The following is a 14315-nucleotide window of genomic DNA, read 5'->3' on the forward strand; positions in this document are numbered from 1 at the left end:
AAAAGTTGTCACCTCGAGCGCAGTCGAGAGGTTTTAATAAACAATAACAATAAACAATAACCAAATGCTGTATTACCTATTTGATTATTTAGAAAAACAATTCCAAATTCCTGGAGCATCTCTTTTTGGCTTTATAACCTTTAGAGCAGCATCAGCTATGATTTTATCATTGTTAATCTCTACTATTTACGGAAAACGTATCATTCGGTTTTTGCAAAAGCAGCAAGTAGGAGAAACCATTAGGGATTTAGGATTAGAAGGACAAAGTGAAAAAGCAGGAACACCAACCATGGGTGGTATAATTATCATTCTAGCTACGCTAATTCCTGTATTTCTATTAGCTAAGTTAAGCAATGTTTATATCGTATTGCTAATTGTTACAACGCTTTGGATGGGAACCATCGGGTTTATTGATGATTATATTAAAAAATTCAAAAAAGATAAAGAAGGGTTAAAAGGGCGCTTTAAAGTGTTGGGACAAGTAGGTTTGGGAATTATTGTAGGCACAACATTGTATTTTAGTCCATATGCAACAATAAAGGAGAAGTTGCCTTTAGAGGTACGTCAGCAAATGGTGGCAGAAAATCCAAATGTTGCACCTGCACAATTTTTTAAAGAAGAAACAAAATCAACTAAAACAACCATTCCGTTTGTAAAGGGAAACGAATTTGATTATGCTGATATCATTACTTGGATAAGCCCAAGTTTAAAAGATTATGGTTGGGTCATTTTCATAATAATTTCAATTTTCATCATTACAGCAGTTTCAAATGGCGCAAATCTTACCGATGGCATTGATGGTTTGGCGGCAGGAACATCTGCCATAGTGGTGCTTACCTTGGGTATTTTTGCATGGGTGTCGGGTAATATCATTTTTTCCGATTATCTCAATATCATGTACATCCCGAGGGTGGAAGAAATCACTATTTACATCGCTGCATTTGTGGGTGCTCTTATTGGGTTTTTATGGTACAACACCTATCCGGCATCAGTATTTATGGGTGATACGGGGAGTTTGACTATTGGTGGAATTATAGCGGTTATTGCTATTGCAGTTCGGAAAGAATGGTTAATTCCGGTGTTATGTGGCATCTTTTTAGCTGAAAATTTATCGGTAGTTATGCAGGTAAGTTGGTTTAAATACACCAAGAAGAGGTTTGGCGAAGGTCGGCGCATTTTTAAAATGTCGCCATTGCACCATCATTATCAAAAATCAGGATATCACGAAAGTAAAATTGTAACCCGTTTTTGGATAGTGGGCATTTTACTGGCAATCCTTTCAATTGTGACTTTGAAAATTAGATAAAAATTGTCATGCTGAGCGCAGTCGAAGCATCTTATGAAATGAAAATGAAATGACAAAACAAAGATTAGTCATATTGGGAGGAGGCGAAAGTGGTGTGGGAACAGCACTTTTAGGAAAAGCAAAAGGTTACGATGTTTTTGTTTCCGATAAGGGAAAAATTAAAGAAAAATACAAACAAGTTCTTATACATAATGAGATTGAATGGGAAGATGAAACCCATACAGAAGCAAAAATTCTGAATGCTAACATTGTAATGAAAAGCCCTGGAATTCCAGATAAAGCGCCTTTGGTAAAGCAGATTCGCCAGAAAGGAGTTTTGGTAGTTTCTGAAATTGAATTTGCTTCGAAATATACTATAGCAACCATAGTTGGAATTACGGGAAGTAATGGTAAAACAACCACAGCAACCTTAACGCATCATCTTTTAAAGCAAGAATTAGAAGTGGGGTTGGCAGGTAATATTGGCGATAGTTTTGCTAAACAAATTTTGGAAAAAGATTACCCGAATTATGTTTTAGAGATTAGCAGTTTTCAGTTAGATGATATTGTTGGTTTTAAACCGCAAATAGCAGTGATAACCAACATTACACCCGATCATTTAGATAGATATGATTACAAATTTGAAAATTATATCGCTTCAAAATTCAGAATTGCAGAAAATCAAACGAAAGACGATTATTTGATTTATGATGCTGATGATGAAATTCTAACAGATTGGTTAAAAAAGCATCCAGTTCAATCCACATTATTGCCATTTTCATTGGTAAAAACTATAGAAAACGGTGCGTATTTAGATAAAGAAAATATAATAATAACAATAAATAACAATCAAATAATTATGCCAACATCAAGTCTAACGTTAGAAGGAAATCACAATATAAAAAATGCGATGGCTGCTTCTACTGTGGCTCATTTACTAAAAATAAGAAAGCAAACCATTCGTGAAAGTCTTGAGAATTTTCAAGGTGTAGAACATCGTTTAGAGCAAGTGCTAAAAATTAATAAAGTGCAGTATATAAACGATTCTAAAGCAACCAATGTAAATGCTACCTATTATGCCTTAGAAAGTATGGACGCACCAACGGTTTGGATAGTTGGGGGTGTAGATAAGGGTAATAATTACGAAGAATTATTTCCGTTTGTTAACGAGAAAGTGAAAGCTATTATTTGTTTAGGTGTAGATAATGAAAAACTTATAAATGCTTTTGGAAATATGGTTGACGTTATTGTAGAAACTCAGTTTATGAGTGAAGCTGTTAAAATAGCTTACAAGTTAGCAGAAGCGGGAGATAATGTTTTGCTGTCTCCAGCATGTGCAAGTTTTGATTTGTTTGAAAACTATGAAGATAGAGGCCGTCAATTCAAAGAAGCGGTAAGGAACTTATAATAAATTATGTTTTTGTCATGCTGAGCTCGTCGAAGCATCTCATTATAAAAGAAAATTAGAAATAGAAACGTGCAAACACTATTTAATAACATAAAAGGCGATAGGTTAATTTGGGCAATAGTTGCATTGTTAGCAATTGTGTCGTTCTTGCCTGTTTATAGTGCAGCCAGTAATTTGGCCTACAAAAGTGTTGGCGGAAATACTTTTGCCTTTTTTGTTAAGCATTTAGTGCACTTGGCATTAGGATTTGGTATTATGTATGGGGTTCATAAAATTCCGTACCGATATTTCAAGGGCTTATCGTTAGTTATGATTCCTATTGTATTGGTTTTGTTAGGAATTACTATGTTGCAGGGTACTACTATTGAAGGAGCAAGTGCCAGTAGATGGATTCAAATACCTATAGTAGGTGTGTCATTTCAAACATCAACTTTTGCCTCTGTAGTATTAATGGTGTATGTAGCCCGCTACATGTCGAAAATAAAAGATAAAGACATCACTTTTAAAAGCTCTATTTTGCCACTTTGGATTCCTGTTTTTTTGGTTTTAGCACTTATACTGCCATCAAACTTTTCAACAACAGCCATTATGTTTTTAATGGTGTTAATCTTAGTTTTTTTAGGAGGTTATCCTATTCGGTATATGGGAGTTATTCTAGGCTTAGGGTTGATTTGTTTAGTGCTTTTTGTTATGGTTGCCAAATTAACTAATGGCCCATTAAGTGTGAAGGTTGAAACTTGGGAAAACCGAATTAAAAATTATTCTAACGGTGAAGATACCGAAGCCGATTATCAAATTGAAAAAGCTAAAATAGCTATAGCATCGGGCGATATTTTTGGGGTAGGCCCAGGTAAAAGTATCCAGAAGAATTTTTTACCACAATCGTCATCCGATTTTATTTTTGCCATTATTATAGAAGAGTATGGTATTGTAGGTGGTTTTTTTATAATGATACTGTATATGTGGTTATTATTCAGAATTGTTATTGTAGCCCAAAAATCCGATACTGTTTTTGGGAAATTATTGGTTTTGGGGGTTGGCTTGCCTATTGTGTTTCAAGCATTAATAAATATGGCAGTCGCTGTAGAGCTGTTTCCTGTTACTGGGCAAACCTTGCCCTTAATTAGTAGTGGAGGAACCTCTATTTGGATGACTTGTTTAGCGTTAGGAATTATATTAAGTGTAAGTGCCAAACGGGAAGAAATGAAAGAACAGGAAAACATAGAAGATAATCCGTTAGAAATATTAAGCGAAGCTTTATAAATGAGTAACTATAAAATTATAATATCAGGTGGTGGAACGGGAGGTCATATCTATCCTGCCATTGCTATTGCAAACGAGTTGAAATCGCGTTTTCCAGATGCTGAGTTTTTATTTGTTGGAGCAAAGGATAGAATGGAAATGGAGAAAGTCCCACAAGCGGGATATGAAATTAAAGGGCTTTGGATTTCAGGAATTCAGCGTCAGTTAACTTTGAAAAACTTAATGTTTCCGTTTAAGTTAATCAGTAGTCTCTGGAATGCTAGAAAAATCGTAAAGTCGTTCAAACCAGATGTGGCTATTGGGACAGGTGGTTTTGCTAGCGGGCCTTTATTACAGGTGGCAGCGTCTAATAAAATTCCATATTTAATACAAGAACAAAATTCATATCCGGGAATTACCAATAAAATGCTTGCCAAAAAAGCTCAAAAAATTTGTGTGGCTTATGATGGGTTGGAACGTTTCTTTCCAAAGGAAAAAATAATAAAAACAGGTAATCCGGTTCGGAAGGATTTATTGGATGTTGAAACAAAAACAGTTGAAGCCAAAAACTTTTTCGATTTAAAACACGGAAAGTATACGCTTTTAGTTTTGGGGGGTAGTTTAGGTTCTAGACGCATCAATCAGTTGATTGAAAAAGAACTGGATTTTTTAGATACTCAAAACGTTCAAGTTATTTGGCAATGTGGGAAGCTTTATTATAGTCAGTATAAAATTTATAACAACACTCTTAACGTACAGGTTTACGAGTTTTTAAACAATATGGATTTTGCATACGCTGCTGCCGATGTTATTATTTCAAGAGCTGGAGCTAGCTCTGTTTCAGAGCTTTGTATTGTTGGTAAGCCTGTTGTTTTTGTGCCTTCGCCAAATGTAGCGGAAGATCATCAAACTAAAAACGCCATGGCTATTGTAGATAAAGATGCAGCTATGATAATTAAAGAAGAAGATTTAGATGCCGATTTTGAAAATAAATTTTCACAGCTTATTGCATCAGTTGAGAGACAAAAAAAATTAGGTGGAAACATAAAAAAATTAGCATTGGTTAATGCTACAAATCAAATAGCCGATGAAGTTGAAAAGCTTCTAAAAATAAAAAAATGAATTTAAACAGTATACATAACGTTTATTTTATTGGTATTGGTGGTATTGGTATGAGTGCTTTGGCACGCTATTTTGTTGCCAACGGAAAGGTGGTGGCTGGTTATGATAAAACACCTAGCGATATTACAGATAGCTTAGTAGCTTTAGGTGTTGAAGTGCATTTTGAAGATGCTGTAAAAAACATTCCTCAAAGCTGTTTAAATATAGAAAAAACTTTGATTGTTTATACGCCGGCAATCCCTCAAGGGCATTTAGAATTTGAATATTTGAAAGCTAATAATTTTCAAATCTTTAAACGCTCTCAAATCTTAGGTTTAATAACTGAAAGTACCTTTTGTTTAGCAGTTGCAGGTACACATGGTAAAACAACTACATCGAGTATTTTAGGGCATTTGTTAAATGAATGTAATGTGCCTATGACTGCCTTTTTAGGTGGCATTTGTGAAAATTATAATTCCAATTTAATTATCAATGGTACTGAAGTTTCGGTGGTGGAAGCTGATGAATTTGACCGTTCATTTCTAACCTTATCACCAAATCTAGCCTGCATTACTTCTATGGATGCAGACCATTTAGATATTTATGGTGATGCTTCAGAATTAATAAAATCATTTGAAGATTTTTCGAAAAAAATAAAGCCCAACGGAAAATTATTTGTTAGAAGCGGTTTGCCAATTCAGGGCATTACTTACGGTATTGAAGATGATTCCGATTATTCGGTTCAAAATATAAAAATAGAAAACGGCACTTATGTTTTTGATGTAAAAACACCAAAAACTGTGCTTGAAAATTTACAATTTAACCTACCTGGTAGACATAACCTGTCTAATGCACTAATAGCCTTGGCGATGGCTGTAGAATATGGTTGCCCTCACCGGCAGCTCGCCAAAGCATTAGCGTCTTTTAAAGGCGTAAAGCGCCGATTTACCTATCAAATTAAAACAGATAATTTCGTTTATATTGATGATTATGCACATCATCCAGAAGAGATAAATGCGGTGCACCAAGCGGTTAGGGAAATGTATCCACGTAAAAAAGTGTTGGCTATTTTTCAACCACACTTATTTAGTAGAACCCGCGATTTTATTGATGATTTTGCAAAAAGTTTGTCGCAGTTTGATGAAGTACTGTTATTAGATATTTATCCAGCAAGGGAATTGCCAATGGAAGGGGTTACTTCAGCATGGTTATTAAATAAAATGACTAATAAAAATAAGCAATTAATAAGTAAAGCAGATTTGTTGCAAAAAATACACGAAAGTGATGCGAGAATTGTGCTAACAATTGGTGCAGGCGATATTGGGGAAGAAGTGAAACACATTAAAAAAGAATTTAGCCTTGAAAATTAACTGGAATTACATAAAGATGTTTGTATTGCTGGGCTTGGTAATCTTTTTGTTTGCTTTTGCATCAGCAAGAAATTCAGTTAGATTGGTCTCTAAACCCAATGTGGAATTTGTTGGAGAAAACAATGTGTTTATAACCAATGAAAATGTTAGTAAATTGTTAATACAAAATTTTAGAGGTCTTAAAAATATACCTAAAGAAACTTTAGTTTTGAATGAGTTAGAAAATGCCCTGAAATCTAACCCCATGATAAAAAAGGCAGAAGTGTATATTACTGTAAATGGTACGCTTAATGCCGAAATTGAACAGAAAACACCTATTGCAAGAGTAAGTACAAATGTGTCTTATTATATAGATGATGACGGTTTATATATGCCATTGTCTAATAATTTTTCTGCTAGAGTACCGCTAGTTACTGGTTATGTTGAAAAAAATGATTTAAAAAACATTCATATAGTTGCAAGTAAAGTTAATGAAGATGAATTTTTAAAAAAACATGTTGTAGAAATTCATCAAGGTATAAATAAGGTTATTTATTTAAAACTTAGACAATGCCAATTTTTAGTGCAATTAGGAAATGTGACATTTTTAGATAAAAAAATTAACAACCTAAAAGCGTTTTATCAAAAAAACCTAAAAGAAAAAACGCTCGATAGTTATAGTAAAGTCAATTTACAGTTTGAGAACCAAGTAGTATGTACCAAAATATAAGCCATGGAGCATAATTTAGCAGTAGGATTAGACATAGGGACCACAAAAATTGTGGCTATGATTGGTCGTAAAAACGAGTACGGGAAAGTTGAAATTTTAGGCATTGGTAAATCTAAAAGCTTGGGGGTGCATCGAGGTGTGGTAAACAATATTACACAAACCATTCAATCTATACAGCAAGCAGTTCAAGAAGCAGAGGTGGCTTCCGATATTAAAATTGAAGGTGTTACGGTTGGTATTGCAGGGCAACACATACGTAGTTTACAGCACAGCGATTATATAACCAGAGCAAATTCTGAAACGGTTATCGATGAAGAGGATATTGATAAGTTAATAAACCAAGTACATAAACTAGTAATGCTTCCGGGTGAAGAAATAATTCACGTATTGCCACAAGAGTACAAAGTAGATGGGCAAGGTGAAATTAAAGAACCTGTGGGGATGTACGGTGGGCGTTTAGAAGCAAATTTTCATGTGGTAGTTGGGCAAGTGTCGTCTATTAGAAACGTTGGGCGTTGTGTACAAAGCTCCGGTTTAAATTTAGAGGGTATTACTTTAGAGCCTTTAGCATCGGCTAATGCGGTTTTAAGTCAAGAAGAAAAAGAAGCGGGCGTAGCGCTTATCGATATAGGAGGCGGTACTACCGATTTAGCCATTTTTAGAGATGGCATCATTCGACACACAGCGGTTATTCCGTTTGGTGGGAATGTGATAACAGAAGACATCAAAGAAGGTTGTTCCATTATAGAAAAACAAGCCGAATTATTGAAGATAAAATTTGGATCTGCATGGCCAGGGGAAAATAAGGAAAATGAAATTGTGTCTATTCCTGGTTTACGTGGCAGAGAACCAAAAGAGATAACCCTTAAAAATCTCTCTAAAATAATTCATGCACGTATTGTTGAAATTATTGAGCAAGTGTATGTGGAAATTAAAAACTACGGACACGAAGAGCAAAAGAAAAAATTAATTGCTGGTATTGTTTTAACAGGCGGTGGTAGTCAATTAAAACATTTAAAACAGTTAGTAGAATATATAACTGGCATGGACACCAGAATAGGTTACCCGAACGAACATTTAGCAGGTGACAGTGATGAGGATGTTACAAGCCCATTATACGCCACTGCTGTAGGTTTGGTTTTAGATGGTTTAAAACGCAACGAACGCAAAAAAATAGAACAACAAGAGATAAAGCAAGAGGCGGCAGAAGAAAAACCAACTGAAGAAATTAAAGAAAAACCAGTAAAAGAACGTCGTTCTTTTCTGGACAAATTAACAGAGCGTGTTAAAGATTTTTTAGACAACGCAGAGTGATAATCCAAAGGATAAAAGTAATAATTAAAGTATAATACCAGTAAAACAGAATTTATGAGCAGCAAAAAAGAATTCGCAAGTATCGCATTTGATTTACCTAAAAACCAATCAAATGTCATTAAAGTTATTGGTGTTGGCGGTGGAGGTAGCAATGCCATTAACCACATGTTCCAACAAGGCATTAAAGGAGTCGATTTTTACATCTGCAATACAGATGCACAAGCACTTCAAAATAGTGGCGTACCAAACAAAATTCAGTTAGGTTTAAATTTAACTGAAGGTTTAGGGGCAGGAGCAAACCCACATGTTGGAGAGCAATCTGCAGTAGAAAGTTTCGAGGATATTTCAAATATGCTAGACACCAATACTAAAATGGTTTTCATTACCGCTGGTATGGGTGGTGGTACCGGTACAGGTGCAGCACCTATTATCGCTAAAATGGCCAAAGATTTAGATATTTTAACGGTAGGTATCGTAACCATGCCATTTCAATTTGAAGGCAAAATGCGTATTGAACAAGCGCAAATTGGTATCGAAAATTTAAGAAATGTAGTCGATTCATTAATCGTAATAAATAATAACAAACTTCGTGAAGTTTATGGAAACCTTGGTTTTAAAGCAGGATTTTCAAAAGCGGATGAAGTGCTATCTACAGCTGCTCGTGGTATAGCCGAAGTTATTACACACCATTACACTCAAAATATCGATTTACGTGATGCTAAAACCGTATTAAGTAATAGTGGGACAGCAATCATGGGCTCTGCATTGGCATCAGGCAAAAGTCGTGCACAAGATGCTATCCGTAAAGCCTTAGATTCACCATTATTAAACGATAACAAAATTACTGGAGCTAAAAATGTATTGCTGCTAATAGTTTCAGGAACTCACGAAATTACTATTGATGAAATAGGTGAAATTAACGACCATATTCAAAGTGAAGCAGGTCATGGTGCTAATATTATTATGGGGGTTGGTGAAGATGAAAGCTTAGAAGAATCTATCGCCGTAACCATCATCGCTACAGGTTTCAATATTGAACAACAAGATGAGATCTCTAATACAGAAGCAAAAAAGGTAGTACATTCATTGGGAAGTGAAGATTTAGATTTAAGATCTAAAGAAAAAGAACCTGTAATTATAGCGCCAATTATCGAGTTAAAAGATAAGAAAGAGCCAACAATTGTAAAACATACTTTAGATTTTGATATTGAAGAAGAAGAAGAACCTATTAAGTTTGAAAAACCAATTGCAAAAGAAGAGAAAATAAGCAAACCTTCAGTTGAAAATAATATCGATTTAATTCCAACATCAGAACTTATAAAAAACATAAAAGTTGTTTATGAAGAGATAAGTGCAAACGTTCAGGAAGATGATGATTTTATTATTAAACCGGTTACTAGAATGTCTAAAGCAGACAAAGATATTACCGATATAGAAGTGGTTTCAGATTATATTGAAGAAGAAAAACAAATAACATTAACCTTTGATTTACCATTATCTTCTAACGACAAAGTTAAAAATGAAGAAGATGATTTGTTGTCGTTTGAATTTGACGATACTATTAAGAAAATTTCTGTAAATGATTATGTAGAGTTAATACCAGTTAACGAAACAAATGAAAAAGGTGATGTACGCTATGCTTTAGAAGATTATATTGAAGTTGAATCTTCAATGAATAAAAAACAAGTTGAAACTAAGGAATTGATAGAAGAATTCGATCAGGAAATAGTATTCGAAAAGAAAGTTGTTAAAGCTCCTGTTAAAGAAGAAAATGCAGATGAAGAATTAGACCCGATGAACAGTCCTATTTCAGAATTACTGAAAGAACGTGCTGAAGAGCGCAGACGTAAAATGAAAGACTTCAATTATAAATTCAACAATGCAAAAATTGATGATATAGAAAGAGAACCTGCATACAAGCGTCAAGGTGTTAGTTTAGATGAGGCAAAACACTCTTCTGAAACAGATTTTTCTAGATCTAGCGTTGGATTTGATGATAATGACGATATACAAATAAGAAGCAATAACTCGTTTTTACATGATAATGTAGATTAAAGTACAGTTAACCTTACTTCATTGTGAACCCGAAAAGTTACCCTCAGCTTTTCGGGTTTTTTAATTTATGGGAAAGCAGAAGCATCATTTTTTTTTACTCAAAACCTATTAATAAAATCCCTGTCAAATAGGATTCTATTTTTTATCTTCGCATCAAATAAAAACTACTATGAGTTTACAAGAAGATATCATGACGGCTTTAAAGGAAGCTATGAAAGCCAAAGACCAAACCGCTTTAACCGCTTTAAGAGCAGTTAAATCGGCCATTCTTTTGGCACAAACAGAAACTGGAGCAAAAGAAGAATTAACAGAAGAACAAGAGCTTAAAATACTTCAAAAGTTAGTAAAACAACGCAAAGACAGTGCTGCCATTTATTTAGAACAAGGGCGTGAAGATTTAGCAGCACCAGAATTAGCAGAAGCCGAGGTAATTAATCGGTTTTTACCAGAAGCTATGAGTGAGGAAGCCATTGCTCAAGTTGTTATAGATACTATTAGAAAAATAGGGGCTGAAGGTATGAAAGATATGGGGAAAGTTATGGGCATTGTAAGTCAAGAGCTTGCAGGGAAAGCCGATGGTAAAACCATTTCGAATATTGTTAAGGCTAAATTGTCTTAAAAAAACAAATTAGATTTCTGCTTTGGCAGAAATTAATGGCTGCGTAGTTCAATTGGATAGAATATCAGATTTCGGCTCTGAGGGTTGGGGGTTCGAATCCCTCCGCGGTCACGAATAGCCTTTTAAATAACTTGTTATGAGTGATTTAAAAGGCTTTTTTTATTTGAATTCATTATTTATGCTTTGTTCAAGTTAGGTTTTACAATTAAATAACAAATTTTTTTAAATAATTTAAAATACCATTGGTGATTCTGCCGCAAATAAATGAGAATATTACATTTTATAAAGATGGTTTTTAGGCTATTTAAGAAAAATCATTAATCAATCAGTAAATGAACTAGTTCTTCATATATAGGCCTATTAGTTTAGATAAACTTATGGTTTTAAATTAATTGGCACTTTTGCTTTATGTTTGTTTAAAACTTTAAAAGCTTTTATCAAAAATAATGATTAAACTATTAATGAAAAAAGCTGATTATTTACTTTCAATATGTACTTGGGCTTGCTTTAAACCTGCTGATTTTATAGTAACAATAATATTTCCTTTTACACCTTTTTTAGGTCGAACAATAGCCAAACATAGTCCATTAAATGCATGCCTTATTTTTGAATTAAAAGCCATTAAATCTGAAGCATCTCCATTATCGGTAGCAATAATCTCACCAGGACCTTCAATACTAAATTCAATTAAATTATTAGCTGTTGGCACAACCAACCCCTCTTCATCAGTTGTTTTTACTGTTATATACGATAAATCCTTACCATCTGCATCAATCATATATCTATCTGCATTTGCTACTATATTTGAAGCTTCTTGCGTGGTTTTAACTGTGTTTTTAGCCCATTCTTTTCCGTTTTTATAGGCAATAACTTTTAATTCTCCTGTTTGGTATTTAACATTGTCCCAACGTAAACGATATTCGAATTTGCCTTTTTTCTTTCTTCCTAAAGAGGTTCCATTAAGGAAAAGTTCGGCTTCATCTCCAGAGGTAAATACATGTACAGGTGTAATTTTTCCAATGCGATTTGGCCAATTCCAATGAGGTAAAATATGAACCATTGGAAAGTTTGGACGCCATTTAGATTGGTATAAATAATAGCGGTCTTTAGGGAATCCTGCTAAATCGATAATTCCATTATAGGAGCTTCGCGAATTGTAATAAGGAGTAGGTTCGCCAAGGTAATCGAAACCTGTCCAAACAAATTCGCCAGCAGAATATGGATGTTTGTCAAGCGAAGCAAATACCTTGTCGGCACTAGATCCAAAATCAACAGCATAAAGCTCATATGAACTAACTTGTTTTATTTTAGAATCGCCTCCCATCCCATCTCGAATTGGTGAACTTGTCAAATCTGAAACCGGAAATAAATACACGCCACGACTACTAGCGGCAGAAGCCGTTTCGCTGCTAAGAATCACTTTGTTTGGGAATTTTTTATGATACGGTTCGTATTGTGGTTTTGTTTTGATTCTATCTTTAACATTATCAAAAATTGGATCTTGACGAATCCCTTCACCTTGATAATTAAAGCTGATAATATCCATAACTTCAGGGAAAGGCATATCCGATTTAGCCCAATTCATGGCACTGGTAGTAGGTCTGGTTGGGTCTTCTTCCTTGACAATATCAGATAGTGCTTTACCAATGGCAGCCCCTGCTTCATCGGTGTATTGTTCTCCAACTTCATTGCCATAACTCCAAATAATTATGGAAGGATGGTTTTTGTCTCTGCGTACCATAGCTCTGGCATCGGCTTCATACCAATCAGGGAAAATCAAATGAAAATCATGTGGTGTTTTTTTGCGTTCCCACGAATCGAATATTTCATCAATTACTAAAAATCCCATTTTATCAGTTAGCTCCAATAATTCTGGGGCAGGAGGGTTGTGCGCCATTCGAATAGCATTAACGCCCATTTCTTTTAAAATTTCCAATTTTCGTTCTGCAGCACGTACGTTAAATGCAGCTCCAATAGCACCTAAATCGTGATGTTCGTTAACGCCCTTTATTTTAATTAATTCGTTATTTACCAATATTCCTTGATTGGGGTCTAGCTTTATGTCTCGAATACCAAAAATGGTTTCATATTCGTCTATAATAATACCATTTTGCATAATGGAAGTAACTGCTTTATATAGGTTGGGAGTTTGTGATGGAGGAGGTCCCCAAAGTTGTGGGTTTTCGATAGATACGGAACCATTTATGGTTTTACTACTTCCTGCGGAAATTATAGTATTGGATTTTTCAATAATAGCAACACTATCTCCAATTTTTCCAGAGTTGAAATTATGAATTTTTGTAATTGTTTCAATTTCTGAATCTGAATTTGAATTGTTTTCCACTGTAACTTTAAAGTTAACTTTAGCAGATTTAATAGAAACATTAGTAGTTGTAACTTTAGTTCCCCAATGGGAAACATGAATTTTGTTGGTTTTTGTTAACCACACATTCCGATAGATTCCTCCACCAGGATACCAACGGGCAGAGTGGTTTGGGTTATCCAACCTAATAGCTAACTGATTCTCTCCTTCAAAATTAATATAAGGTGTTAAATCTAACCTGAATGAGTTGTAACCGTAAGGCCACCCACCAACCAAATAGCCATTTAACCAAACGATAGAGTAAGACATGGCACCATCAATATCTAAATAAATGGATTTGTTTTTATCTGTTTTTGTGATGTCTATTTTTCTTCGATACCAAGCAATTCCATTACTTGGTAAACGTCCCATACCACCACCAACTTCAGCATTTGGACCCTCTTGAAAAGGCCCCTTAATAGCCCAATCGTGGGGTAAATCTATGTTTTCCCAAGTATTGTCATCAAAGTTTGATTGCACAAAAGGGAAGTTTATTCCAGGTTCTCCGGCTGGACGTTTATGATGTTTAGATACATCTTTTATAAAAGCGTTAGATGAAGGTAAAATGTAATGTTTAAGTGCTTTTTTAGAAGCTTCAATTTTTGCAGCTTCTGTAGCAGGGGTATCAGCTTCTTTAGTGTCGTCTACATTTATTATTTCTGGACGTATATCATAAAACAGGCTATCGGCTTCAGATTGGTTTTCATATTTATAAAATTTCCAATTGTTATTAATAGAATTCCGCTGTCTGGTACTTGTTTCTACATGAGCAGTTTGTGTTTTGTTGCACGATACTATACTAAGGAAAATAATAATAATTATTATATTTTTTTTCATGTTTAAGTGAAAT

The 14315-nt window shown here is 34.5% G+C and carries 10 protein-coding genes and 1 tRNA gene; 10 read left to right on the forward strand and 1 reads right to left on the reverse strand.

Annotated features, from left to right (window positions below):
- The first annotated feature begins 64 nt into the window (after positions 1-64).
- From mraY to VP395_RS15020, 10 genes are all read left to right on the forward strand, one after another.
- Positions 65-1306: a phospho-N-acetylmuramoyl-pentapeptide-transferase gene (mraY, locus tag VP395_RS14975; RefSeq protein ID WP_346242838.1), complete on the forward strand. Its 1242-nt coding sequence runs from the start codon at positions 65-67 to the stop codon at positions 1304-1306.
- Between the two features lie 49 nt (positions 1307-1355).
- On the forward strand, positions 1356-2693 hold the full coding sequence (gene murD / locus VP395_RS14980) for a UDP-N-acetylmuramoyl-L-alanine--D-glutamate ligase (protein ID WP_346242839.1): 1338 nt from the start codon (positions 1356-1358) through the stop codon (positions 2691-2693).
- Positions 2694-2762: 69 nt separating this feature from the next.
- Complete coding sequence (locus tag VP395_RS14985; protein ID WP_346242840.1) at positions 2763-3956, forward strand: FtsW/RodA/SpoVE family cell cycle protein; 1194 nt, start codon at positions 2763-2765, stop codon at positions 3954-3956.
- Positions 3957-5057, forward strand: coding sequence for an undecaprenyldiphospho-muramoylpentapeptide beta-N-acetylglucosaminyltransferase (gene murG, locus VP395_RS14990; protein ID WP_346242841.1), 1101 nt, complete (start codon positions 3957-3959; stop codon positions 5055-5057). It begins immediately after the preceding gene.
- Entirely contained in the window at positions 5054-6406 is a 1353-nt protein-coding gene (gene murC, locus VP395_RS14995) for a UDP-N-acetylmuramate--L-alanine ligase (RefSeq protein WP_346242842.1), read from the forward strand. Before murG ends, murC begins: the two co-directional genes overlap by 4 nt.
- A complete protein-coding gene (locus VP395_RS15000; RefSeq protein ID WP_346242843.1) occupies positions 6396-7115 on the forward strand; it encodes a cell division protein FtsQ/DivIB in 720 nt (239 codons plus the stop codon). The genes murC and VP395_RS15000 overlap by 11 nt, the downstream gene beginning before the upstream one ends.
- 3 nt (positions 7116-7118) lie before the next feature.
- Entirely contained in the window at positions 7119-8429 is a 1311-nt protein-coding gene (ftsA, locus tag VP395_RS15005; protein ID WP_346242844.1) for a cell division protein FtsA, read from the forward strand.
- Between the two features lie 54 nt (positions 8430-8483).
- Positions 8484-10484, forward strand: a complete 2001-nt coding sequence (gene ftsZ, locus VP395_RS15010; protein WP_346242845.1) for a cell division protein FtsZ — start codon at positions 8484-8486, stop codon at positions 10482-10484.
- A gap of 169 nt (positions 10485-10653) precedes the next feature.
- On the forward strand, positions 10654-11103 hold the full coding sequence (locus tag VP395_RS15015; RefSeq protein WP_346242846.1) for a GatB/YqeY domain-containing protein: 450 nt from the start codon (positions 10654-10656) through the stop codon (positions 11101-11103).
- Positions 11104-11140: 37 nt separating this feature from the next.
- A tRNA-Arg gene (locus VP395_RS15020) sits at positions 11141-11214 on the forward strand.
- Positions 11215-11578: 364 nt separating this feature from the next.
- On the opposite strand, the gene galB is transcribed toward VP395_RS15020, so the two are convergent.
- On the reverse strand, positions 11579-14302 hold the full coding sequence (gene galB, locus VP395_RS15025) for a beta-galactosidase GalB (protein WP_346242847.1): 2724 nt from the start codon (positions 14300-14302) through the stop codon (positions 11579-11581).
- Positions 14303-14315: the final 13 nt, after the last annotated feature.

The sequence above is a fragment of the Mariniflexile soesokkakense genome (assembly GCF_039650365.1).
Lineage (GTDB): Bacteria > Bacteroidota > Bacteroidia > Flavobacteriales > Flavobacteriaceae > Mariniflexile > Mariniflexile soesokkakense.